The sequence below is a fragment of the Streptomyces marianii genome, assembly GCF_005795905.1.
Classification (GTDB): Bacteria; Actinomycetota; Actinomycetes; order Streptomycetales; family Streptomycetaceae; genus Streptomyces; species Streptomyces marianii.
Genome location: NZ_VAWE01000001.1, coordinates 5,801,332 through 5,822,502, shown reverse-complemented (window position 1 = coordinate 5,822,502; position 21,171 = coordinate 5,801,332). Strand labels below are relative to the sequence as shown.

Annotated in this window: 23 protein-coding genes, 3 tRNA genes and 1 pseudogene; 8 read left to right on the top strand and 19 right to left on the bottom strand. The window is 68.8% G+C overall.

Annotated elements, in window-relative coordinates:
* Positions 1–76: 76 nt before the first annotated feature.
* The 14 genes from FEF34_RS26395 to FEF34_RS41460 all read right to left on the bottom strand — a co-directional run bounded on the left by FEF34_RS26395 (position 77) and on the right by FEF34_RS41460 (position 9,684).
* A complete protein-coding gene (locus FEF34_RS26395) occupies positions 77–1,615 on the bottom strand; it encodes a terminase large subunit domain-containing protein (protein WP_138055367.1) in 1,539 nt (512 codons plus the stop codon).
* Positions 1,612–2,148, bottom strand: a complete 537-nt coding sequence (locus FEF34_RS26390; protein WP_138055366.1) for a hypothetical protein — start codon at positions 2,146–2,148, stop codon at positions 1,612–1,614. Before FEF34_RS26390 ends, FEF34_RS26395 begins: the two co-directional genes overlap by 4 nt.
* Positions 2,149–2,333: 185 nt before the next feature.
* Entirely contained in the window at positions 2,334–2,780 is a 447-nt protein-coding gene (locus tag FEF34_RS26385) for a hypothetical protein (RefSeq protein ID WP_138055365.1), read from the bottom strand.
* A gap of 86 nt (positions 2,781–2,866) precedes the next feature.
* Positions 2,867–4,312 carry a methyltransferase domain-containing protein gene (locus FEF34_RS26380; RefSeq protein WP_138055364.1) on the bottom strand — a complete coding sequence of 482 codons (1,446 nt, stop codon included), beginning with the start codon at positions 4,310–4,312 and terminating at the stop codon, positions 2,867–2,869.
* Positions 4,309–4,968 (bottom strand): ParB/RepB/Spo0J family partition protein, encoded by a 660-nt coding sequence (locus FEF34_RS26375; RefSeq protein ID WP_171053096.1) that lies wholly within the window; start codon positions 4,966–4,968, stop codon positions 4,309–4,311. Before FEF34_RS26375 ends, FEF34_RS26380 begins: the two co-directional genes overlap by 4 nt.
* 55 nt (positions 4,969–5,023) lie before the next feature.
* A complete protein-coding gene (locus FEF34_RS41465) occupies positions 5,024–5,248 on the bottom strand; it encodes a hypothetical protein (protein WP_171053095.1) in 225 nt (74 codons plus the stop codon).
* A complete protein-coding gene (locus tag FEF34_RS26370; RefSeq protein ID WP_138055362.1) occupies positions 5,245–5,940 on the bottom strand; it encodes a poly-gamma-glutamate hydrolase family protein in 696 nt (231 codons plus the stop codon). Before FEF34_RS26370 ends, FEF34_RS41465 begins: the two co-directional genes overlap by 4 nt.
* 61 nt (positions 5,941–6,001) lie before the next feature.
* Positions 6,002–6,127 (bottom strand): hypothetical protein, encoded by a 126-nt coding sequence (locus tag FEF34_RS43745; protein WP_267905264.1) that lies wholly within the window; start codon positions 6,125–6,127, stop codon positions 6,002–6,004.
* The gene (locus FEF34_RS26365; RefSeq protein ID WP_138055361.1) at positions 6,124–6,336 is read right to left on the bottom strand and encodes a hypothetical protein; all 213 of its coding nucleotides are present in this window, start codon (positions 6,334–6,336) and stop codon (positions 6,124–6,126) included. The genes FEF34_RS43745 and FEF34_RS26365 overlap by 4 nt, the downstream gene beginning before the upstream one ends.
* A 249-nt stretch (positions 6,337–6,585) precedes the next feature.
* A complete protein-coding gene (locus tag FEF34_RS26360) occupies positions 6,586–7,503 on the bottom strand; it encodes a methyltransferase (protein ID WP_138055360.1) in 918 nt (305 codons plus the stop codon).
* Positions 7,504–7,517: 14 nt separating this feature from the next.
* Entirely contained in the window at positions 7,518–7,769 is a 252-nt protein-coding gene (locus FEF34_RS26355; RefSeq protein WP_138055359.1) for a hypothetical protein, read from the bottom strand.
* On the bottom strand, positions 7,766–8,104 hold the full coding sequence (locus FEF34_RS26350) for a hypothetical protein (protein WP_138055358.1): 339 nt from the start codon (positions 8,102–8,104) through the stop codon (positions 7,766–7,768). Before FEF34_RS26350 ends, FEF34_RS26355 begins: the two co-directional genes overlap by 4 nt.
* 122 nt (positions 8,105–8,226) lie before the next feature.
* Positions 8,227–9,351: a ParB/RepB/Spo0J family partition protein gene (locus FEF34_RS26345; protein WP_138055357.1), complete on the bottom strand. Its 1,125-nt coding sequence runs from the start codon at positions 9,349–9,351 to the stop codon at positions 8,227–8,229.
* Between the two features lie 162 nt (positions 9,352–9,513).
* The gene (locus FEF34_RS41460; RefSeq protein WP_171053094.1) at positions 9,514–9,684 is read right to left on the bottom strand and encodes a hypothetical protein; all 171 of its coding nucleotides are present in this window, start codon (positions 9,682–9,684) and stop codon (positions 9,514–9,516) included.
* A 322-nt stretch (positions 9,685–10,006) separates the two neighbouring features.
* Here FEF34_RS41460 and FEF34_RS26340 point away from each other — a divergent pair, with 322 nt between their 5' ends.
* Together FEF34_RS26340 and FEF34_RS26335 are read left to right on the top strand one after the other, a co-directional pair.
* On the top strand, positions 10,007–10,534 hold the full coding sequence (locus tag FEF34_RS26340) for a hypothetical protein (protein WP_138055356.1): 528 nt from the start codon (positions 10,007–10,009) through the stop codon (positions 10,532–10,534).
* Complete coding sequence (locus FEF34_RS26335; protein WP_138055355.1) at positions 10,535–11,311, top strand: hypothetical protein; 777 nt, start codon at positions 10,535–10,537, stop codon at positions 11,309–11,311. It begins immediately after the preceding gene.
* Here FEF34_RS26335 and FEF34_RS26330 read toward each other — a convergent pair.
* Both FEF34_RS26330 and FEF34_RS26325 read right to left on the bottom strand, forming a co-directional pair.
* Positions 11,297–12,262, bottom strand: a complete 966-nt coding sequence (locus FEF34_RS26330) for a recombinase family protein (protein WP_138055354.1) — start codon at positions 12,260–12,262, stop codon at positions 11,297–11,299. The genes FEF34_RS26335 and FEF34_RS26330 overlap by 15 nt on opposite strands.
* Positions 12,263–12,366: 104 nt before the next feature.
* On the bottom strand, positions 12,367–12,618 hold the full coding sequence (locus tag FEF34_RS26325) for a DNA-binding protein (protein ID WP_234042564.1): 252 nt from the start codon (positions 12,616–12,618) through the stop codon (positions 12,367–12,369).
* A gap of 137 nt (positions 12,619–12,755) precedes the next feature.
* Between FEF34_RS26325 and FEF34_RS26320 the strand changes: the two genes are divergently transcribed.
* Positions 12,756–14,345 carry a tyrosine-type recombinase/integrase gene (locus FEF34_RS26320; RefSeq protein ID WP_138055353.1) on the top strand — a complete coding sequence of 530 codons (1,590 nt, stop codon included), beginning with the start codon at positions 12,756–12,758 and terminating at the stop codon, positions 14,343–14,345.
* Between the two features lie 123 nt (positions 14,346–14,468).
* On the opposite strand, the gene FEF34_RS26315 is transcribed toward FEF34_RS26320, so the two are convergent.
* From FEF34_RS26315 to FEF34_RS26305, 3 genes are all read right to left on the bottom strand, one after another.
* A tRNA-Ile gene (locus FEF34_RS26315) sits at positions 14,469–14,545 on the bottom strand.
* A gap of 178 nt (positions 14,546–14,723) precedes the next feature.
* Positions 14,724–14,796, bottom strand: a tRNA-Asn gene (locus FEF34_RS26310).
* A gap of 5 nt (positions 14,797–14,801) precedes the next feature.
* Positions 14,802–14,874 (bottom strand) — tRNA-Asn (locus tag FEF34_RS26305).
* A gap of 252 nt (positions 14,875–15,126) precedes the next feature.
* Here FEF34_RS26305 and FEF34_RS26300 point away from each other — a divergent pair.
* The 5 genes and pseudogenes from FEF34_RS26300 to FEF34_RS26285 all read left to right on the top strand — a co-directional run bounded on the left by FEF34_RS26300 (position 15,127) and on the right by FEF34_RS26285 (position 21,171).
* Positions 15,127–15,426: a YtxH domain-containing protein gene (locus tag FEF34_RS26300; RefSeq protein WP_138055352.1), complete on the top strand. Its 300-nt coding sequence runs from the start codon at positions 15,127–15,129 to the stop codon at positions 15,424–15,426.
* A gap of 167 nt (positions 15,427–15,593) precedes the next feature.
* Positions 15,594–17,033: an FGGY family carbohydrate kinase gene (locus FEF34_RS26295; protein ID WP_138055351.1), complete on the top strand. Its 1,440-nt coding sequence runs from the start codon at positions 15,594–15,596 to the stop codon at positions 17,031–17,033.
* Positions 17,034–17,123: 90 nt separating this feature from the next.
* A pseudogene (locus tag FEF34_RS43185) lies at positions 17,124–17,270 on the top strand (PucR family transcriptional regulator); the annotation flags it as partial.
* A gap of 242 nt (positions 17,271–17,512) precedes the next feature.
* A complete protein-coding gene (locus tag FEF34_RS26290; RefSeq protein WP_138055350.1) occupies positions 17,513–19,246 on the top strand; it encodes an ABC transporter ATP-binding protein in 1,734 nt (577 codons plus the stop codon).
* On the top strand, positions 19,246–21,171 hold the full coding sequence (locus FEF34_RS26285; RefSeq protein ID WP_138055349.1) for an ABC transporter ATP-binding protein: 1,926 nt from the start codon (positions 19,246–19,248) through the stop codon (positions 21,169–21,171). The genes FEF34_RS26290 and FEF34_RS26285 overlap by 1 nt, the downstream gene beginning before the upstream one ends.

The following is a 21,171-nucleotide window of genomic DNA, read 5'->3' as shown; positions in this document are numbered from 1 at the left end:
AGCAGCGGTCCGAGGCTCCCGAGCGGGCTGGGCCGTTTCCTCTTGGGGCCGTTTCCGGTGCTGGCGGAGCTGGAGGTCAGCGGCGGCCGTCGAAGCGGTCATCGTCAATGTCCGTTGGCAGCGTGTCGAGTTGGTCCGGGTCGGCGAGTTCGGTCAACCCGTGCACGGCGGCGTCCATACGGTCCGGGCTGTCCATTCCTTCGACCCAGGTGACCATCTGGTCCTCCAGCTCGGTGTACTCGCCGACGTGGTGAACGAGCTGCTGCTCGTAGAGCTGGGCCACGGGCGCGGCGCGGAGGCGCTTGCCTACCTTGGCGGTGACCTCCAGGATCATCGGCATGAGCAGGCCCTTGGTGACGCCTTCACGGCGTAGCTGCTCCCATGCCTGCGTGACGATCTGCCTTGCCATGTCTCCGCCGTAGTTCTTCTCCACCACGATGGCGTCGGCCTTGAGTTCGAGGGCGAGTCGGCAGGCGGCAAGGCCCCAGTCGTTGGCGCCCATGGAGCCTGACCGGTCGGCGAGGACGTAGAGCTGCCGGTCGAAGTCCCGGCCCACGCCGATGACGCCGGTCTCGTCGCCGACGGTGGACTCTCCGCCGGCGGGGTCGACGGCCACGACGATGCGCGCCATGTCGATGCCGGAGAACTGGACGGCGTTGATCCTGGCGGTGTCGATCCACTCGCGCTTCCAGACGCCTCCCTCCGGCGGGCGCGGCTTCTGCATGTAGAGGGCGCCCCATACCCGTTCGCCGACACGCTTGCGGGTTCGGGCGTGGTGGGCTGCGTCGAACCGCTGAGGCCACAACGGCTCGCCGGGTTCCCGGCCGAGCGGGTCGTCGGGGCCGTCGGCGAGAGCTGGTAGGTCGATGACGCGCCACGCGTCGCGCTCGGTGGCGAGGATGCGTCCGGCGAGGTCATCTTCATGCCAGCGGGTCTGGATCAGGCAGATGGCGCCGGTCGGTTCGAGTCGGGTCTGTATGACGGAGGTCCACCAGTCCCAGGCGCGCTTGCGCATGGTCGGAGAGTCCGCGTCGGCCATGTCCTTGACCGGGTCGTCCACGATGGCGATGTGGGCGCCGCGTCCGGTGAGTCCACCTCCGATGCCCGCAGCGAGGAGCCCGCCTTCGCCGCCGACGATGTCGAAGCGGTTGGCGGCCTTGCTGCCGGGCGCAAGCTGGATGCCGAGGTCGTCGCCCCAGGTGTAGATGGCGTCCCTGATCCAGCGGCCGTGGTCGTCGGCCAGGTCGGCGGAGTAGCTAGCGATCATCATGCGGTGGCCGGGGTTGCGCCGGAGGTACCAGAGCGGTGCCCAGCGCGAGGCGCGTCGGCTCTTGCCATGCCGCGGGGGCATGGTGAGCATGACGCGGTCGCACCGGCCCTCGGCCATGTCGATGAAGGCACGGTCGATCAGGTCCAGGTGCGGCGCCTGCATCTCCCGCCCGCCGGTGAGGACGGCGGCGAGGGCTCCCGGCGAGCGGTCCATGGCCAACTGCCGCTCCGCGCACGCCAGCTCGGCCCGCAGCGTCGGTGAGGCGGACCGAGCGATGGCGCGGCGCTGGGCTGGGGGGAGCGTCTTGTAGTGGGCGATGACGCTCTCGTTGTCGCGGGGCCTCATTCGGCGTCCGGGTCGGTGAGGGCGATCAGGGCGTCGAGTTCGTCGGCGGTGACGTTCTCGATCTGCACCGGCCCGCCGTCGGGGCCGGACAGCTCCGTTCGGACGGGCATGTCGAGGCCGAGCAGCCGGGCGCGCCGCTCCATGATCCGCAGGGTTCGGTCGATGGCCCCGAGGTCCTGGTCGCGGACCGCCTTCTTGTACGCCACGAAGAACAGCCGGTCGAGACGGTCGGCCTCCAGCGCGCGCAGCTCGTCGACGTCGTCGTTCAACTCGGCACGGCGGTCGGCGAGGGCGGTGCGGACATCGCGGCAGGCAGCGTGGATCAGGGCCTCGTCGGTGGGCGGGTCCTGGTTCTTGCGGTACCGCTCGATGCCGTAGCCCTGGGGGTAGGCGATGCCGTCGGAGTTAGCGGTCGGATCTGCGGCGAGCTTGCGAGCGATCGTGAGCCAGTCCACGCCGGCGAGTCGTAGGTCGATGGCGTCCGAGCGGCGGCGCGCGATGGCCGCACGCGCGGCTTTGTCGGGGCGTCCCACGGCGGGGGTCCTCCACAGCTCGGGTGCGCCCCCGCGCCCAGGTCCATGATCCCATTTCCTTGCCGAGAGCCGCCCTCTGCACCGCCTCGGTGACGTTCTCGCCGAACTCCTCATTTGATAGAGGGGAGTTGCGGACAAGACGGAGGGGGCCGGACAGTGATCGTCCGGCCCCGCTCCGGGGGGAATCACATCAGCGACATCTGTTCACCCTCGCCTGGCCTCTTCGGCGGGATGAACTCGGGCGGTGCGTCCGGCGCGTTCCGCTGGGTGCGGAGCCACCAGGCGAATTGATAGTTGCGGCAGGTGCGGTAGCGGACGGAGTTCCGGCGTGGTTCGTCGGCGGGAATGCTGTGCTCGCCCCATCCGGTGATCGGGCGGGCGTTGTCGAGGTGTACGTACAGCCCTGGCACGAGGGCGGGGCCGTCCCACTGTTCTCCCGGCGCACCCTCGAAGGCCAGGTGGGCGTTCTGACTCCAGTTCCATGGGTTGGGCAGAGCGCACAGGTACCAGGCCAGCGGCGGATTGCCCTGCGTGAGTTCGAGGGACTGGTGCCGCCGGCGGACGTCCACTCGGGGGCGGTCGGGCTGGCCGAAGCTTCGCAGGCAGTGCTGGTCGAGGGCGACGTGCCGCACGCCAGCCAGCCACATGATGTGGTACCGACTTCGCGATTCAATCTGTATCTGCATTCGCTGCGACATGCGCTCCCCAATTGCGTTTCCTAATTGGCGAGAGATTCATTTCTCTCTACTACCAATTTTATCAAATTTCCCACCAATTCCAGATGCCTGTCATGACGGAAGCCATTCGGGTAAGGCATGCTGAATTCCTCTTCGAATGCCTTCTCGTATTCCTCTTTTGGGAGCGGGATGGGACGACGGCATGTCGCCTTCAGGTTGGACCCGCTGAGGTCAGTGACTTTCACGTCCTTGAAGTAGCGCCGGAGCATGGGCTCCAGCGTCTCGGGCGTGTGGAAACGGAGCTTCTGCCACTTCCCCTTGACGAAGTTCATCTCCACGTTGTCGTCGTCGAGGAAGCTCATCTTCGTGGTCGCGGTCTGCGAGGTGACCCGCTTGGCCTGCTCGTCGCGCAGTTCGCGTGCAAGGCTCCGCGTGCCGAGGCACACCACCCCGTCAGCAGCGCACAGGGCGTTGACGGTGGTCATCACCCAATGCTGGTAGTCGAGCGAGGTGGTGGCGTTGATGACGGAGTCCAGGACAACGACGTCGTACAGGCCGTTGGCCCGGATGTCCTTGTCGATGTCGCGGATCATGCCGACGACGGCCCGGATGTCGACGGCGTAAGAGCCGTCCCGGCACCGGTAGGGCTCGTAGTCGTGGATGTTGAAGCCCTTGGCCCGCAGGTGCTTGGCGTAGTCGCCGTATCCGGCGCCGAAGTCCACGACGCGCTGAGTGGGCTTGAGCCAGGGCGTGACGAGCTGGTCCCATGTCTCGGAGCCGTACGCGAGCTTCCCCGCCTTGGCCTTGGAGGAGAACTGTCGCAGCCGCTTGGGCTGGACGATGTGCTGGTTCCAGACCGGGGCCTTGTCCTCGATCGCGCTCCAGTCGTAGACGCCGTACTCGCCGGTGAGATCGGCGTGGAGCTGGGCGGCGTCGGCCGAGGCCACGGTCCAGGCGAGGAGGTCGAAGCGCGAGAAGGAGGCGACGACGGCGTACTCGGCGTTGAGGACGATGCGGCCCTGGTCGTCGATGACGACGCTGCCCCAGGGGCCGTGGCCGGCGGTCATGTGGCCGATGGCGTTGACGAAGGAGAGGTTCTTGCGCTCGGCGACGCGGATGGACTGCCACGGAATCCAGGACCAGGCGCCGATCTCGCCGGGCTCGGCGTAGACGATGCTCGCCTCGGTCTCCACACGGTTGTGCAGCAGGTTGAACTGGATCTCGTCCTGGAGGCGGACCTTCGTGCCGAGCATGACCGCGGGGGTGTGGGTCATGCCGATGGCCTTGAGACCCTTCGTCCTCTGGTGGCCTGCGACCAGCGTGCCGTCCGCGTTGAGGATCACCGGCTTGACGACTCCGTGGCGGCGCAGCGATGCCTGGAGCCGGACGAAGGCCGTCTCGCTGAGGCGGCGCGGGTTGTAGTCGGCGGGGCGCAGTTGATCGAGCGGGTACGACTCGTAGAACGTCGTCGTGGGTGCCTTGCTCATGCGGCGTCGCCCTCCTGGTGGGCTTCCTGGAGGACGTGCCAGCCGAAGCCGAGGTCGCTGTTGGTGTCGTCGACGAACTTCGTGTAGATGGCGTTGAGGGCTTCAACCTCTTCGGAGGTGATCCGAACCCGCTTGGACTCCCACTGGAGGTAGCCCCACTGGAGGTAGTCCACTGTGGCGGCGGCTCCGGTGCCCGCGCCGTCGGAGGTCAGCTCCAGCGTCTCGGGGAGCGAGGTGTCGTCAAGGAGCCGGTCGACGCTTTCGCGGTCGTATCCGGTACCGGCGAGGTCGGGGATCTCGGAGAGGACTTCGGCCAGCAGGGCGGTGTCGTATCCCGCGAGGTCGTTGGTCCGGTTGTCGACGATGACGATGCGTGCTGCGGCTTCGTCATCGACGTCGATCCAGGTGGCCGCGATGTGTTCCCAGCCGAGTTGCTGGGCGGCGGCCACGGTGTGGTTGCCCGCCAGGATCTCGTTGGGGCGTCCGGTGTGGGTTCCCTTGTTGACCACGACGGGCCGGTACTGGCCGTTGACCGTCAGCGACTCGGCGATGGCCGGGAGGTCGCCGGTGCGGGGATTGCGGTGGTACGGGGCCAGGTCGCCGATGGGCACGGCGAGCGGCAGGAGCTGTTCGGGGATGTTGGCGAGCGCGGTCACGGGCGTCCCTTGTGTAGGCCGTTCCCCGCGCCCTACGCACGCCAACACTAGACGATCAGCGGGCGGTTCCGTTCGGTTCGGCCGGCTGGCTGGCGTCCTCGGGAGCCGGGGCCGTCGTCGGCGGAGTGCCGCTGACGGCTGCGGGGTTAGCCCCCTCGCCTCCGGCCCGGTAGTGGGCGAGTTCGGCGCGGATGGCGTCGAGCTGGTTGTCGGTGATGGTGCTGGCGGTGAGCGGTTCGACGTCGATCCGCTCACCGGTGTACTGGCGCGACGTGGTCATGCGCCCGACGCTACCGAGTCGACCGACCCGCGATCCCGCTGGGGAACGACCACGGGCTGCCCCTTGCCTGCGGCGACGAGGGCCTTCGCGATGGCGCTGGTCACAGCCGTGACGTAGGAGGTGAAGACTCCAGTCACGTTCTCGCGGTTGGCGCGTGACATGTCTCCGTTCAGGAAGAACGCCTGGCGCTGGGCGGTGCTGATCTCCAGTTGCACGCCCATGCCGCGTACGCCGCGGTTGCAGATGTTCGTGGCGTCGTTGCCGTTGATCTCCTCGTTGGCGACCTGTACGGCGAATCCCGCCTGCGCCAGGGACTGACCGATGCGGTCGCGCAGGGTGTAGTCGAGGCCGCCGAGGTTCGTCATTGGCGTCGCGCCGGCGGCTCCGTGCCAGGAGATGACGTGGGTGGCGCCCTGAGCCAGCGCCAGTGCCTGGGGGTCATCGAAGCTGGTCGACGTGATGTGCAGGTCGCCGTTGTTAGCCTGCTTGATCCCGTCGAAGGTGTAGAAGTCGTGGACGTCGCCCGCGGCTGCGCTGGCGAGTTCGCTCGTGCCCTGCTCGATCCCGCCGCCGTGAATGGCCAGGTGGAGCAGCGTGGAGATCGGGGACGAGCGCCAGGAGCGTTGGTAGTCGATGCCTTCGATCTGCGCGCTGGCGAGCGCGGCGAAGGAGTTGTAGAGGCCAGTGGTCATAAGCAGGTCCTTGAAGTCGGGGTGAGCGTGGGGCGACGGTGACGGCCGCCGCCCCACGCGTCTATCGGTTGTTGCAGCGGCAGATGCCCGGCGGCACGCACCAGGCGTCGCAGGCGTTGCACCACTCCGCACCCGGTACGGGGGGCTCGCCGCGCCCGGTCTGCTTGGATGTCTGGTCGTCGGTCATGCCGCTGTTCTCCTGGGTCGTCGTCTGGATGAGATGGCCGCTTCGAGTTCTGCGCCGCACCGCGCGCCGTCTCGGTCGGGGGCTGTGCGAATCCTTCGGCCCGGGTCCCGCTCGTCGGCGGCCAATTCCGGTGGGCCGTCCCGTTCGATGAGCAGGCGCAGGTACAGCTCGCGGTCTTCCGGGTTGCCCTTGAAGTCGTCTGCGCTCATGTCGCTCCGGAGTGCACGGGACCCGCCCCCGGCGTGGGCGGAGGCGGGTCCGGTCGTGTTCGTGGCGTCGCGGTCCCGGCGGCTTCGCTTCGGCGCGGAGCCGGTGCCTGGCGGGTAGGGCGCGGGGGATTGGCCACCCGCCAGGCACCGAAGGGGATGCCGCATGCCACGGCGTGCTGGTGGGCCGGTTCCTCGGCTGTGGCCGTTCCCACCAACGAGAAAGACCGTATCACTCTTGAGTGTTGGGATCTATCTTTCCCCGGCGTGATCCCTCCCGTCAGGCGGAGCCCCGTAGCCGAACCCCTCGAAGGGCGCCGTGCCGTGCTCGGTCGGTCCGTCCGTGAAGAACAGGTCCTGCTGCACGGCCCGGGGCCGAGCGGTGAAGTCCTCGGGCCTGAGCGTGATCTGCTTGAGGGTCGTTGGAGGCGCCACGTCGCGAACCGGGATGACAGCGATCACCGTCGCCACGCCCACCGCCGGAAAGGCCTCGGCGGGCAGCTCCCAGAGGGTTCCCCGCGCCTCCCATATCCGAGCGAGGAAGTCCTTCGTCCTTCTGTCGTCCCGGTAGGTGAGGCTCCCGTACATGATCGCGACGAGAAGGCCACCGGGCTGGATGAAGCGCAACGCCCGCTCCACGTGCCGGATGTCCTGCCGCCCCGCGAACGGGGGGTTCATGATAACCCGTTGGTAGCGGCGCTCCACCTTGACCGTGAAGAAGTCGGCGGTGGTGACCTGCCGGGCGTACCCGCCGGCGCGGATGTGCTCCGCCCGAGCGGCGTCGAGTTCGACACAGTCCACGACGGCCCCGCGGGCGGCGACGGCTTCGGCGATGGCGCCGCGCCCCGCAGAGGGCTCCAGCACCTCGCATCCGGGTTCGAGCTCGGCGAGGTCCAGGAGGCGTTCGACCGTGGGCTTGGGCGTCGCGTAGAACCCTCGGTCGGCGTCGGTGAGCACCTCGCCGGTAGCGAGCAGTCCGGCTACGGCGTCGGCGGCATCGACGGTGAAGACGTGGGCCTTCCTGTAGCGGTGCCACCGGCCGCCGACTGCGTGCAGGGCGAGGTTGACGCGCTCGTACAGCTTGCGGTCGAGCTGGCCGTTCAGCCGGAGCTCCGGGCCGTCGACCGAGGCCGCACGGAGCACTTCGAGAACGTCGGGATCTATCTTCATGGTGAACTCCAAGGTCAGGCGTACTCGTTGCAGTTGACGGCGAGCGGGTGGCCCTTGTCGTCGGCGCAGACGGCGTCGCCCGTGGCGGGGTCCGTGCCGCCGTCGCACAGCTCGCAGATCCAGTAGCCGCAGACGACACAGATCGCGGAGGCGACCTGGTTGCAGGTGTCGGCCAGGTCGGCGTCACAGAGACGGCAGACTTCGGGCGGCAGCGTGCCGTTGTCGGGCCAGGTCTTGAGGCCGTCGATGCGTGCGGGCCGCTTCACGCCGTCCGCTCCTCCGCCCCGCCGTCGCTCTGGGCGTTGGTGGTGAGGAGCGCCGCTTCGAGTTCGACCAGGCGCGCCGCGACCATGATGGGGAACCGGACGTAGACGGAGCGCCCTGCCTGGTTGAGGAGTTCAGCGGCAGCGAGGAAGGTCGCGTTGCTGGCTTCGTTCAGGGCCTCCGTGTCGTTGTCGCGGCGGGCCTTGACCAGGTGCTGGGCGGCCTCGCGGACGAGCCGGGCCGCGTCGGAGTCGTACTCCTCAAGGGCGTTGGCCGTGGCCGGCACTCCCTCGAACAGGTTGCGGTTGATGTTGCGCATGGCGCGGATGTCGTTCATCACTGGGGGCTCCCGAGGGAAGAGAGGGGGGCGGCCCGCTGGGGGCCGCCCCGGGTGGATGGTCAGGCGGTGGCTGGGGGCACCGGCCTCGTCGCCGAGGCCGGTGCCGCCCGGGTGGATGGTCAGGCCGCGATGGCGACGGGCTGCGCGTCGGCGTCGGCGTCCTTCTCCTCCGAGTCCGGGGCGGGCTGGTGCCCCGGCTCGTCGGCGGCCTCGGTCTGCGGGGTGGCGGCAGGCGCCGCCTCCGTCTCCGAGCTGTCGTCGGCGGGCTCCAGACGGGCCAGTGCGGCGTCGGCCTCCGCGACCAGGTCGGGGGCAGCCGCCGCGGGGTTGACCATGATCTCGCTGGCGTCGGCGTGAGCCTTGGCCTGGCGGAGGTTGAAGCGGGCCTTCTGCACGAAGCCAGCGACCCTGTCCATCTGCTCCAGTCGCTTGCCCACCTGCCCCTCCAGTACGCGGGCCAGCTCCATCGGGTCGGCCTTGCCGACGCTGTCCAGCAGATCGCACATGCGCTCGATCTCGTCGAGGTCGCTCTTGGTCTTGGCCTGTGCGCGGGTGCGCTGGGCCTTCTCCTCGGGGGTCATCTCCTCGACGTCGACCATGGAGTCCTGCTGGGCCGCCTTCTCCTGCTTGCGCATGGCGTAGGCGATGTGGACGAGCTGGTTGTCGCTCTTGTCGCCCTTCTTCCAGTCCTCGAAGACGGCCTTCTGGTTGTCCCGCGAGAGGGCGGCGATCTGGACGGCGGCCTGGGTGCCGATGTGCCCGAGGTCGACGGCCGTCTGAATCTCGGGGCGGAGGGCGAGCAGGGCCAGGCGCTGGTTGACGTACTGGACCGACTTGGCGAAGGTCTTCGCGACGCTGGCAGGGTCAGCACCCTCCTCCTCGTCCAGGACCTTCTTGAAGCCGCGCGCCTCTTCCAGCGGGAGCATGTCCTCGCGGTTCAGGTTCTCGGCCATGGCCTTCTTGAAGGAGTCCAGGTCGCTGATCTCGACGTCACCCTCGGCGAGCAGGATCTTCGCCTCGATGGTGATGTTGCCCGCCATCTCGTTGGCGCGGTAACGGCGCTCACCGGCGACCAGTTCGTAGCCGCCCTCGTCGGCCTTGCGGACGACGATGGGCTGCATCAGTCCGTGCTTCTTGATCGAGTCGGCCAGCTCGGTCAGGGCCTCCTCATTGAAGGTCTTGCGCGGCTGGTTCGGGTTGGGGCGGACCTGGCGCATCTTCAGGGCGGCGTACTTGTGCGGCATTTCGGACTCCCAAGAGGTCGGTGGGGGCTGCTTCTCCCCTTTTCCTTCTAGTTCTATTCTATATGCATTACGGGGAGGGGTCTACAATTTTCGAGAAGTTTTTGCAGGTCAAACGCGTGAGCACGGACCTCCCCCGGGAAGCCCGCCCTCGCTATTCGCCGGTCAGCCTGCGACTGCGCCACACAGCCGCTCGGCGTCACAGCCGGCCCGCTCCGGGTCGACGACCGACAGGGCACCCAGCGCGTCGAGCGCCGCCCGCACATCCAGGGCGACGTTCTCCCTGCCACCAGACTCTGCCAATCGGGCCAGCACGCGCTCCAGCTCGATCCCCACCCGTTCCTCCCCGCGTTGCAGCGTTCCGCCTCCACGACGAGCGACGGCCCACTTAGATCCCCACACAACAAATCTCACGGCACACATCAAGCGATTCAGGGGCCCCGGTCACAACCTCGCAACCTGGAGAGCGGAAGGAGCGTAGGGGCCCGCATGCTGTGTAACGCGATGCACTGACGGTCTAACAGATCTTGCTTCGCGACCCAGTCTATTGTCAACCAACATAGACATTAAGCTGTCCCACGAGTCTCACTCCTCACACCACCCGATCTGCCCGCCACCCCTTCCGGGCCTCCGCACCCCCGAAGGAGCGTCCAGCACCATGCCATCCGGTCCGGATGTCCCCCTCGCCAGCAAGCTCGCCCTGCTGCTGCGCCGCAAGACCGAGGCGAACGGCAAGACCCCAAGCACCCGCGCACTGGCCGCCGCGACGGCCGAGGGGCCCGGCGAGCGACCTGCGATGACCCACCAGGTCGTGAACGACCTGCTGAACGGCGTCAAGTCGAACCCTTCGACGTCACAACTGCGTGGCCTCGCACGAGCATTCGACTGTCCGGTAGCTTTCCTACTGCCCGGTTACAACGGTTTGACCTCCCTGTCGGTCTATGAGGAGCAACAAGACGCCCGTGAGGCGCTTCGACTAGTCCACGACCTGGGGGAGGCTGGAGCCGCTGAACTCCTTGAGGCCGCTCGTGAGATTCGGCTACGTCACGGACGTAGCGATCTCACCGTCCCCGAGGTTCCCGAACCCATGCCGCCTATCGCTGAACCACCGCGGCCAGGCCGGCGACGGCGGCTCAGCTTCACCGAAGCGGCAGAACGGGCGGTCTCTGATCTGGAAGGAACGTGAATGGACGGCATCGTCTTCGGCTTGTCCGCGCTCTTTGGCATAGCGGGCACAGTGCTCTCTGCCAGGGAAGCCTGGCGCCAGCGCGGCCGGAACGACTACCGCATCGCCCGCTTCGCCCGCACCGTGGCATTCGGCGTCTGCACGATCGGGGTCGTCTTCGCCATCCCCCCGGTCGAAGACCTCGTCGAGTCCATGACCGGCATGAACAACGCTGCCAAGCTCGGAGCGCACTTCTGCGCCGTGCTCTGGTGCGGCAGCCTTCAGCTCATGCTCGTCGACTGGTCGTACAACCACGAGGTGCTGAAGGCCAGTCTGTACGCACGGATCGCGTTCGCTGCCTGCGTCCTCACCGCGATGCTGCCGCTGTTCGTCGCCACCACGAACGAGAGCATTGAGTTCACGACGGAGCACGCGGCAGTTCCGGGCGTCACGGTCTACCTCATGGTCTACCTGGCCTACGTGGCGATCACGTGCGGCGAGATCGCGTTCCTCTGCTCCGGCATGGCTCTGTCGGCGCGGCGGAGCGGACACATCTGGTCGGCACGCGGCCTGGGCATGTCGGCCGCAGCAGCCATCCTGGGTGTCGCGTACGCGGCCAGCAAGGGCTCGTACCTGGTGAGCCACTACCTCGGCCACCCCTGGCCGCTGCGCGCCGAGGAGGTCGCCTCGCCCGCCCTGGCCGGTCTCGCCGTCATCGCGCTCATCACGGGCCTGACCATGGCGATGGTCGGTAGGCGCATCTCGTCCCGTAAGGCGTCCGTTTCAGCGGGCGTCTGACAGGCCGGGCAGCTTGCGCCAGTGCAGGACAACCCTGCCAGGCTCAACGGTGCGGACTCCTCGGGCCCTCGCGGGGAAGACCTCGACGTTTTCCAGGAACAACCTCACGATGGCTCTCTTGGACGCGGACGGCGCCGTGTTCCACCACCGCACCAGGTCCTTGGCGTTGCCGAGGGAGAAGTCCGCCATCTGCTCGGCGTACCGCAGGCGCGATCGGGTGTCCTTCAGGTTGGCCGTGATCTCACGATCGGCGGCCACGAACGCCTCACTGCTAATCTGCCGCTGGCCGTAGAGGGTCGCCGCTTCACCGCGGCGGCCCTCCAGCTCTTCGATGGTTGCCTTCATCTTCTCGACCTGGGCGCGGACGGCAGCCTGAGCCTTGAGGATCTGGTCGCGGATGCCGGGCTTGAGGAGTTCGGCCACAACGTACTCGCCGACGTAGTTCTCCAGAAGCTCGGCATCGATTCGGACCTCGCCGCAACCGCCCCGACCGTCCTTGTCCTTTGGGCGGCAGCGGTACCCGGGCGTCCCGGCGTTCGTGCGTGCCCCTTGGAGAGCCCAGGTGCACTTGCCGCACGTACTGGCGCCGTCCACCAGGAGGTAGTCGTGGGGCGGGGCCGCGTCAGCCGTCTTCCGGCTCTGATCCCGCGCTTGGAGGGCCTTGAACTCTTCCGGGGTGATGGCGCCCGGATGGCCGGCGTCGACGAGTTCACCGTCTTCGTCATAGCGCAGCCCGGCAATGGCCGGGTTCCGGAAGAGGCGTCCGACCGAGGCGTCCTTCCACTCTCCTCCGAGCGTGCCCCGGTAGCCCTCGCCGTTCGCCCAGACGGCGATGTCCGCATTCGACTGGCCGCCCTCGACCGCCCGGCTGACCATCTGGCGAAGCGGGCCCACCTCGTCATCACGTAGCCGACGACGCGACGCGTCGTCGAAACCGTAGAGCCGTGGCATGCGGTCGTCCGTTCTTCTCTGGTGCCTCCTAGCCGCCCGATCCTAGGCCACAGGCTTGTGAACAGGGCCGTGACCTAGGGGATCGATACACCAAAGCTACGTGATCACTGCGCGGGCGGCGTCACTTCGAGCACTCGCCACAGCGCGGCAGTAGGGACTCGCACCGTGCTGCCCATCGTGAGCGTCTGCACGGGGAACGAGCCCTCCTTGATCAAGTTGTAAGCCTTGTGCACACCGATACCCAGCGCCCGCGCAGCCGTCGTGACGTTCACAGTCGGCGGCAGCGCGAGCAGTTCGTCCAGGGTCATGGCACTGGCCCCAGATTCCGTTGCTACAGAAGCGTTCTTCGTGGTCATTCCCGTTGTCGCGTTCTCCCCCGCGCCAACGCTCCATAAGGATACGCCAACACTGGAGTGTTGGGGCAAGATAGAGCAGCGGTTCGACAAGGACCCGCACAGAAGATCCACAAGCGAAAGCCACGAAGGGGATGTTCGTGTTCGATCCCAGCTACTACCGGCGCTGCGCGTGCAAGGCACCGGCCGTCGACGAGGACGGCTCTCCCATACTCAACGCCAGCGGCAAGCCGAAAATGCGCATGCTTGACGCAAACTGCCCGAATCTCCCGCAGAAGGGGCATGGTACTTGGTACTTCTACTTCGAGCTCGAAGCCGGGGAGGGTGGCAAGCGTCGGCGCGTGCGGCGAGGTGGATTCGCCACGAAGAACGATGCGAAGGCGAAGGCGGAGGAGGTCTACCGCGACGTCATCGGAGGCGCTGATGTGCTCAGCGACGCCACCGTGGGCGAGGACCTGCATGGCTGGCTCAAGAGGAAGAGGGGCCTGGCCCGCACCACCCGGCACGGGTATGAGGAGCACATCACCCTCTACCTCGAACCGCACCTCGGGCACATCAAGCGGCGGGACCTCAAGCTGCGCCACGTCGAGGCGATGTACGACGCGATCGAGCGAGAGAACTCCGAGCGGCTGCTTCACCACGCCAAGGTGGTGGAGTTGGAGGAGGCACGCGACGCCGCCCACACGGCGTGGGTTCGCGCCGCGGGCAAGAAGGAGGAGCGCCGCGCCACGCGCCGGGCCTACCTGGCTGCCAACGCCGCTCTCCGCGAGGGACGCAAGGGCAAGCGGAAGATCACCAGCGCCGCGACGATGCACCGCATCAACGCCACCCTCAGCTCGTTCCTGGGCAGCGGCATCAAGCGCGGCGAGTACGCGACCAACTGGGCGGCCATGGTCGAGCTGCCGGCGGTCAGGCGTCCCAAGGCCCTGGTCTGGACACCCGAGCGGGTCGAAGAGTGGAAGCGAACCGGCCAGAAGCCCAGCCCCGTCATGGTCTGGACCCCGGAGCAGACCGGCCAGTTCCTCGACTTCATCTCTGACGACCGGCTCTGCGGCATGTGGCACGGGTTCGTCTTCCGTGGTCCTCGGCGCGGCGAGATGTGCGCTCTGCCCTGGACGGAGGTCAGCCTCTCCGGTTCCTGGTTCCGGATCTCCGCACAGATCGTGGAGATCGCGTACCGGCAGTACGACGAGGCCCCGAAGCAGGACAGCGTCCGCACCGTCACCCTCGACTCCCAGACGCGCGCGAAGTGGGGGGAATGGCGGGTCACCCAGGGCAAGGAACGTGAGCAGTGGTCCGGCGAGGACGCCTGGGTCGAGAGCAACCGAGTCTGGACACACGAGAACGGCGAACCTCTGCACCCCGACTGGATAAGCAGACGCTTCAACCGGCTCGTGGAGCTGTCCGGGCTTCCGCCTATCCGGCTGCACGACACGCGGCACCTGTCGGCCACGCTGGCGCTTCTCGGCAAGGCCGACATCAAGGTGGTCCAGGAGCGGCTTGGACACAGCTCCCGGCAGATCACCTCAGACACCTACACGAGCGTCCTGCCTCAGCTTCTGACCGCAGAGGCGGAGTCGACGAGCGCAGTCGTGCCTCGGTCCCCGCAGAAGAAGAGCCCTCCGAACGAGGAGCAGAACGAGCCCGAGAGCGAGGCCGAGGAGGGCCCCGGCGAGGCTCCCGAGGCCGACGAGGATGGGCCGGACGAGGGACTGCGTCCCGCCGCGTGACCTGCGTCCTCAATTTGTCCTCACGATCATGAAACGATGATCGACAAGGGTCGCCAAGGTCCTGTCCGCAGTCGCCCCGACCAGCAAAGTTGCTGGTCAGAACGTTTCTGCGTCACCACTAGGTGGTGGGGCGGGTGGGACTCGAACCCACGGCCGACGGATTATGAGTCCGCTGCTCTAACCGGCTGAGCTACCGCCCCCAACGGCGCGTCGCGCACATGTGTGCGCGCCGTCTGCCGCAGCATAGCCGCTCATACGATCTCCTGCTTCGGATGGTCGGTAAGACCACGATCATGAGGACAGCGCTGCCGCCCAGGCGGTTCCACGCCGGGAAGACAACATGAGAAAGGGCCCCCGCGGGGCCCTCTTCCCTCTCTGCTCCCCCGGCTGGACTCGAACCAGCAACCCTCCGGTTAACAGCCGAATGCTCTGCCAATTGAGCTACAGGGGATCGCGCTCCCCCGACTGGACTCGAACCAGTAACCTGCCGGTTAACAGCCGGCTGCTCTGCCAATTGAGCTACAGGGGATCGTCGCGTGTGCACCGAACGTACCCACCCCGGGCGTTCCCGGGCGGCGCTCGCTCGCTGCGACACATACATTAGCGCAAGCAGGGGGGTGCTCCGCCAATCGGTTCCCCCCGGTGACCACGCGGTGAGCTCCGGGCAGGCGCCCGGGGTGATCGCAGGGTGATCTCGGGGCCTCGCGGGTAGGCGAGCACCGCAAGCTCACGGTCCGTATCGAATCGGCGTCGGCGACGACGCCTGCGAAGGGTGGCAGCCATGCGCTACCGGCTCACGTTCATGGCCGGACTCGGTGTGGGATACGTGCTCGGCGCGCGGGCCGGGCAGGAGCGTTACGAGCAGATGAAGAAGTCGGCGCGGGAGTTCGCGCGGAACCCCGCCGTGCGGAACGCGGCGGAGTCCGCCGCGCAGACGAGCCGCGAGGTGGCGGGCAAGGCGCTGCACGCGGTGAGCGACAAGGTCGGCGACCGGATGCCCGACGCCGTTGCCGAGCGGGTGCGGTCACTCCGGGAACGGAGTCAGGGCGGCGAGGACGACTGGGGCACGAGCAATACGTAGCCCGCCTCCCGCACCGGCCGCACCCGAGCCCCGTGCCTTCCGGCGCGGGGCTCGCCCGTGGGGAAGGGCCGGCGGCCCGCCCCTGAGGGGCACGGCAGGCGCCGCCCCCGCCCCGTTGCGCGGCCCTCGGCCGTGCGAGTGGCGCGAGTGCGGCAGAATCTGAGGGCATGGGGATAGTCGCCGGGTTGGACAGTTCGTCCGCATTCACTCGCATCGTCGTCTGCGACGCGGACACGGGCGCCGTACTGCGCCAGGGATACGCACCGCATCCCGTCGAGGCCAAGGCCACCGACGTCGATCCGCAGGCGTGGCTGCTCTCACTGGGCGAGGCCGCGGCCGGGGGGCTACTCGAGGGCGTGCAGGCCATCGGCGTATCCGCGCAGCAGCACGGGCTGATACCGCTGGACTCGTCCGGTGCGCCCGTACGGCCCGCCATGGTGGGGAACGACAAACGGGCCCAGGCCGCGGCGGCCGATCTGGTGGAGGCGTTCGGCGGGCGGCAGGCGTGGGCCGAGGCCGTCGGCTGCGTACCCCAGTCCGGACTGCCCGTCTCGAAACTGCGCTGGCTGGCGCGGACCGAACCGGATGCGGCGCGGCGCACCGCGCTGGTGCTCCAGCCCCATGACTGGCTGGTGTGGCAGCTGCTCGGCAGGCCGGTGCGGAGGACGACGGACCGCGGCGCGGCGTCCGCGACCGGGTACTGGTCCGCGGGCACCGGCTCGTACCGGCCCGATCTCGTCGAGCTCGCGCTCGGACATCAGGCGGCGCTGCCCGAGGTGCTGGGCCCGTCCGACGCCGCCGGGACGACGCCGGAGGGACTGCTGATCTCGGCCGGCACCGGCGAGACCATGGCCGCCGCGTTCGGGCTGGGGCTCGCGACCGGCGACGCGGTGGTGTCCCTCGGCGCCACCGGTTCCGTGATGGCGATCCACCACGAGGCGCTCGCCGACCCGTCCGGGATGATCACGTCGTTCGCCGATGCGACCGGCATGCATCTCCCGGTGGTGCACACGCTCAACGCCGTACGCGCGCTCCGCGGCACCGCCGAGATGCTCGGCGTCGAGGATCTCTCCGAGCTGTCGGCGCTGGCCATGAAGTCCACCCCGGGCGCCTCCGGCCTGGTGCTGCTCCCCTATCTGGAGGGCGAGCGCACCCCGCACCTGCCGCACACCGCGGGCACTCTGACGGGACTGCGGCGCGAGTCGATGAAGCCCGAGCATCTGGCGCGTGCCGCGTTCGAGGGCATGCTGTGCTCGCTGGCCGACGCGCTGGACGTGCTGCGCGGACGCGGAGTGGTGGTGCGCCGGGTGTTCCTGCTGGGGCAGGCCGCGGAGCTGCCGGCGGTCCAGGCCGCCGCCCCCGCGATCTTCGCCGCGCAGGTGGTCGTGCCGCAGCCCGCCGACTACGCGGCGCTGGGCGCGGCGCGGCAGGCGGCGTGGGCGCTCGGGACGGCGCAGGGGACGCTCGCCCCGCACACCCCGCCGTCCTGGCAGGGCGCGGCCGCTCAGGTCTTCGAGGCGGGTGACGAACTCTCCGTCGGCCAGGCGGTGCGCCAGCAGTACGCCGCGACGCGCGAGCAGATCCACCCGGGGGCGTTCAACCCCTGACCGGTGGCGCGGTCCTCGGGCCGCCGGGGGCCCGGACCGGCCCGGTGCCGAAGCGCCTCGGCCGGCGGCTGCCGTTCGACGCCGCCCGGCACGTTGATCGGCCCGTACGCGGCCGGCCCGGTGGTCGCGGGCCCCGTCGGCCCGATCTGCCGGTGGCGACGAGCTCGGCGCAGGCCCGCGGCGGCCGGGCTGAAGCCGTGCCCCGCGTGGCAGGACGTGCCGCGCGCCGTACCGGCGGTGCCGCACGAGCCGGGCGGGCCATGCGCGACGGCTCGCCGCCACCGGGCGGGTACGCGGCGGGCCGGGATCAAGCGGGGCGTCCGACCGGGCGGAGCGCGACCGGGTGCCGGCGCGCCGGCCTCGACCCACGGGCGCCTTCTTGACCTGGCCTTGGCGAAAACCCTTGGGCAGCCGGTGGTCCGGTACCGGAGTATGGGAGGCGACTCCACGAATGCCGCCGAACCGAGAGACAGCCGCGCGTGCTCATACGACTCCTCCGGACGTTCCTGCGTCCCCACCGAGAGGCGATCACCCTGCTGGTGGCGCTGCAACTGCTCCAGACCGGCGCCACCCTCTATCTGCCCACGCTGAACGCGGACATCATCGACAACGGTGTCGTCCGGGGTGACACCGGGTACATCCTGACGTTCGGCGCGCTGATGATCGCCGTCAGCGTCGTCCAGGTCGTGTGCAACGTCGGAGCCGTGTACTACGGCGCGCGGACCGCGTCCGCGCTCGGACGGGACGTGCGGGCCGCCGTGTTCGACCGGGTCCAGTCGTTCTCGGCGCGCGAGGTGGGGCACTTCGGCGCCCCGTCACTGATCACCCGTACGACCAACGACGTCCAGCAGGTCCAGATGCTGGTGCTGATGGCGTTCACGCTGATGGTGTCCGCGCCGATCATGTGCGTCGGGGGCATCGTGCTGGCCCTGTCCCTCGACGTTCCGCTGTCGGCGGTGCTGCTCGCGGTCGTCCCGGTCCTCGGCATCTCCGTGTCGCTGATCGTCAGGAGGATGCGACCGCTGTTCCGCACCATGCAGGAACGGCTCGACACCGTGAACCGCGTGCTGCGGGAACAGATCTCCGGCAATCGCGTGATCAGGGCGTTCGTGAAGGACGGCTACGAGGAGGACCGTTTCCGCGGGTCGAACACCGAGCTGATGGACGTGTCGATGGCGACCGGCCGCCTGATGGCGCTGATGTTCCCGATCGTGATGACCGTCGTGAACGTGTCGAGTGTCGCCGTCGTCTGGTTCGGCGCCCACCGCATCGACAGCGGCGGAATGCAGATCGGCGCGCTCACCGCCTTCCTCGCCTATCTGATGCAGATCGTCATGGCCGTGATGATGGCCACCTTCATGTTCATGATGGTGCCCCGCGCCGAGGTCTGCGCCGAGCGCATCGAGGAGGTCCTGGCGACCGGGTCGAGTGTCGTGCCGCCGCTCGCACCCGTGCGTGAGACGGCGCGCCACGGCCATCTCGAGGTCCGCGGCGCCGGCTTCCGCTACCCGGGCGCGGAGGAACCCGTGCTGCGCGGGGTGGACCTGGTGGCCCGGCCCGGTGAGACGACCGCGGTCATCGGCTCGACGGGCAGCGGCAAGTCGACCCTGCTGGGGCTGGTTCCACGGCTGTTCGACGTCACCGACGGCGCGGTCCTCGTCGACGGGGTGGACGTGCGGGAGCTGGACCCGGAGCTGATGGCGCGGACCGTCGGGCTCGTACCGCAGAAGCCGTACCTCTTCTCCGGGACGGTGGCCACGAACCTCCGCTACGGGAATCCCGAGGCGACCGACGAGGAGCTGTGGCGGGCGCTGGAGGTCGCGCAGGCCGCCGACTTCGTGCGCGGGCTCGACGGCGGGCTCGACGCCCCCGTCGCCCAGGGCGGCACGAACGTGTCGGGCGGTCAGCGGCAGCGCCTCGCGATCGCGCGGACGCTGGTGCAGCGGCCGGAGATCTACCTGTTCGACGACTCCTTCTCCGCGCTGGACTACGCGACCGACGCGGCGCTGCGCGGCGCGCTGGCGCTGGAGACGGCCGAGTCGACGGTGGTGATCGTCGCGCAGCGGGTGTCGACCATCCGCGACGCCGACCGGATCGTGGTCCTCGACGAGGGCCGGGTCGTCGGCACGGGCCGCCACCACGAGCTGATGGCGGGGAACGAGACGTACCGGGAGATCGTCCTCTCCCAGCTGACCGAGGCGGAGGCTGCCTGATGGCCGGTCCTGGCGGACGCATGATGATGGGCCAGTCCGGCGAGCGGTCCATGGACTTCAAGGGCTCCGGGCAGCGGCTGCTGAGGCAGTTGCTGCCGGAGCGGCGGGCCCTGTGGGTGATGGTCACGGCCGGTGTGCTGAGCGTGGGGCTGTCGGTGATCGGGCCGTGGATCCTCGGCAAGGCGACCGATCTCGTCTTCGCGGGCGTCGTGGGCCGGGAGATGCCGGCCGGACTGTCCCGGGACCAGGCCGTCGAGGCGCTGCACGAGCGCGGTGACGGCGGCCTGGCGGACATGCTGTCGGGGGTGGACTTCACGCCCGGCCGGGGCATCGACTTCACCGCCGTCGGCGGGGTGCTGCTCGTGGCACTCGCGGTGTTCGCGGCCGCGGGCCTGCTGATGCTGGTGTCGACGCGGGCGTCGATCCGGGTCATCAACCGGACCGTGTACCGGATGCGCGAGGACGTGCAGGCGAAGCTGGCGCGGCTGCCGCTGTCGTACTTCGACAGGGCCAAGCGCGGTGAGGTGCTGAGCCGGGCGACGAACGACATCGACAACATCTCGCAGACGATGCAGCAGTCGATGGGCCAGCTCATCAACTCCCTGCTGACGATCGTCGGCGTGCTGGTGATGATGTTCTGGATCTCACCGCTGCTGGCCCTGGTCGCGCTGGTGACCGTGCCTCTCTCGGTGGTGGTGGCCGCGAAGGTCGGCAAGCGCTCGCAGCCGCAGTTCGTCCGGCAGTGGCAGTCCACCGGCCGGCTCAACGCGCACATCGAGGAGATGTACACGGGCCACACCCTGGTGAAGGTCTTCGGGCGCCAGGGGGAATCGGCGAAGGACTTCGCCGAGCAGAACGAGGCGCTGTACGAGGCCGGGTTCCGGGCGCAGTTCAACAGCGGGATCATGCAGCCGCTGATGTTCTTCGTCTCCAACCTCAACTACGTACTGGTGGCGGTCGTCGGCGGACTGCGGGTCGCGTCCGGCACGCTGTCGATCGGCGACGTCCAGGCGTTCATCCAGTACTCGCGCCAGTTCTCGATGCCGCTGACGCAGGTGGCGTCGATGGCGAACCTGGTGCAGTCCGGGGTGGCCTCGGCCGAGCGGATCTTCGAACTGCTGGACGCCGAGGAGCAGACCCCCGACCCGATCCGCGGGGCGCGTCCCGAGGAAACGCGGGGCGCGGTCGCGCTGGAGAGGGTGTCCTTCCGCTACGACCCGCGGAAACCGCTCATCGAGGATCTGTCGCTGGCGGTGGAGCCCGGTCAGACGGTCGCGATCGTCGGCCCGACGGGCGCGGGCAAGACCACGCTCGTCAATCTGCTGATGCGCTTCTACGAGGTGACGGGCGGCCGGATCACCCTGGACGGGGTCGACGCGGCCACGATGTCCCGGGACGACCTGAGGGCCGGGATCGGGATGGTGCTGCAGGACACCTGGCTGTTCGGCGGCACGATCGCGGAGAACATCGCCTACGGCAGCGCGCGCGAGGTCACCCGGGAGGAGATCGAGGAGGCGGCGCGGGCGGCCCACGCCGACCGCTTCATCCGGACCCTTCCCGACGGCTACGACACGGTCATCGACGACGAGGGATCCGGTGTGAGCGCCGGGGAGAAGCAACTGATCACCATCGCCCGGGCGTTCCTGTCCGAACCGGTGATCCTGGTGCTGGACGAGGCCACGAGCTCGGTCGACACCCGCACCGAGGTGCTGATCCAGAAGGCGATGTCCCGGCTCGCCGACGGACGTACGTCCTTCGTGATCGCGCACCGGCTCTCCACCGTCAGGGACGCGGACGTGATCCTGGTGATGGAGAACGGGTCCATCGTCGAGCAGGGTACGCACGACCAGCTGTTGGCGGCGGACGGCGCGTACGCTCGGCTGTACGCCGCGCAGTTCGCACAGGCGGTCGCCGAGGTCGACTGA

Bases quoted from the DNA above. Each gene is read 5' to 3' on its own strand.
- FEF34_RS26395 (WP_138055367.1), bottom strand. From the start codon at position 1,615: ATGAGGCCCCGCGACAACGAGAGCGTCATCGCCCACTACAAGACGCTC.
- FEF34_RS26380 (WP_138055364.1), bottom strand. From the start codon at position 4,312: ATGAGCAAGGCACCCACGACGACGTTCTACGAGTCGTACCCGCTCGAT.
- FEF34_RS41465 (WP_171053095.1), bottom strand. From the start codon at position 5,248: ATGACCACGTCGCGCCAGTACACCGGTGAGCGGATCGACGTCGAACCG.
- FEF34_RS26370 (WP_138055362.1), bottom strand. From the start codon at position 5,940: ATGACCACTGGCCTCTACAACTCCTTCGCCGCGCTCGCCAGCGCGCAG.
- FEF34_RS43745 (WP_267905264.1), bottom strand. From the start codon at position 6,127: ATGACCGACGACCAGACATCCAAGCAGACCGGGCGCGGCGAGCCCCCC.
- FEF34_RS26365 (WP_138055361.1), bottom strand. From the start codon at position 6,336: ATGAGCGCAGACGACTTCAAGGGCAACCCGGAAGACCGCGAGCTGTAC.
- FEF34_RS26360 (WP_138055360.1), bottom strand. From the start codon at position 7,503: ATGAAGATAGATCCCGACGTTCTCGAAGTGCTCCGTGCGGCCTCGGTC.
- FEF34_RS26350 (WP_138055358.1), bottom strand. From the start codon at position 8,104: ATGAACGACATCCGCGCCATGCGCAACATCAACCGCAACCTGTTCGAG.
- FEF34_RS26345 (WP_138055357.1), bottom strand. From the start codon at position 9,351: ATGCCGCACAAGTACGCCGCCCTGAAGATGCGCCAGGTCCGCCCCAAC.
- FEF34_RS26340 (WP_138055356.1), top strand. From the start codon at position 10,007: ATGCCATCCGGTCCGGATGTCCCCCTCGCCAGCAAGCTCGCCCTGCTG.
- FEF34_RS26335 (WP_138055355.1), top strand. From the start codon at position 10,535: ATGGACGGCATCGTCTTCGGCTTGTCCGCGCTCTTTGGCATAGCGGGC.
- FEF34_RS26330 (WP_138055354.1), bottom strand. From the start codon at position 12,262: ATGCCACGGCTCTACGGTTTCGACGACGCGTCGCGTCGTCGGCTACGT.
- FEF34_RS26325 (WP_234042564.1), bottom strand. From the start codon at position 12,618: ATGACCACGAAGAACGCTTCTGTAGCAACGGAATCTGGGGCCAGTGCC.
- FEF34_RS26300 (WP_138055352.1), top strand. From the start codon at position 15,127: ATGCGCTACCGGCTCACGTTCATGGCCGGACTCGGTGTGGGATACGTG.
- FEF34_RS26295 (WP_138055351.1), top strand. From the start codon at position 15,594: ATGGGGATAGTCGCCGGGTTGGACAGTTCGTCCGCATTCACTCGCATC.
- FEF34_RS26285 (WP_138055349.1), top strand. From the start codon at position 19,246: ATGGCCGGTCCTGGCGGACGCATGATGATGGGCCAGTCCGGCGAGCGG.